The sequence below is a fragment of the Halorubrum sp. SP3 genome (assembly GCF_005435195.1).
In the GTDB taxonomy this organism is placed as follows: Archaea; Halobacteriota; Halobacteria; order Halobacteriales; family Haloferacaceae; genus Halorubrum; species Halorubrum sodomense.
Genome location: NZ_SGTU01000674.1, coordinates 1 through 245 on the forward strand (window position 1 = coordinate 1; position 245 = coordinate 245).

General features: G+C 67.3%; 1 pseudogene. It reads right to left on the bottom strand.

What is annotated here, in order from left to right:
- A pseudogene (locus EXE42_RS17905) lies at positions 1-245 on the bottom strand (phosphate ABC transporter permease subunit PstC); the annotation flags it as partial.

Here is a 245-nt window from a genome sequence, read left to right on the forward strand (position 1 = left end):
GCGTCGCCTTCAGCGCCGGCGTGACGTACACCAACGCGAAGTAGCCGTACACGACCGTCGGGATCCCGGCGAGGATCTCGAGGAGGGGTTTCAGGATCGACCGGGCGTTCGGGGTCGCGTACTCGCTGAGGTAGATGGCGGTGAGCGTCCCGATCGGGATGGAGATGAACGCCGCGGTGATCGTCACCGTGATCGTTCCGATCAGCAGCGGGACGATCCCGAACACCTGCCCGCCGCCGGCCGGG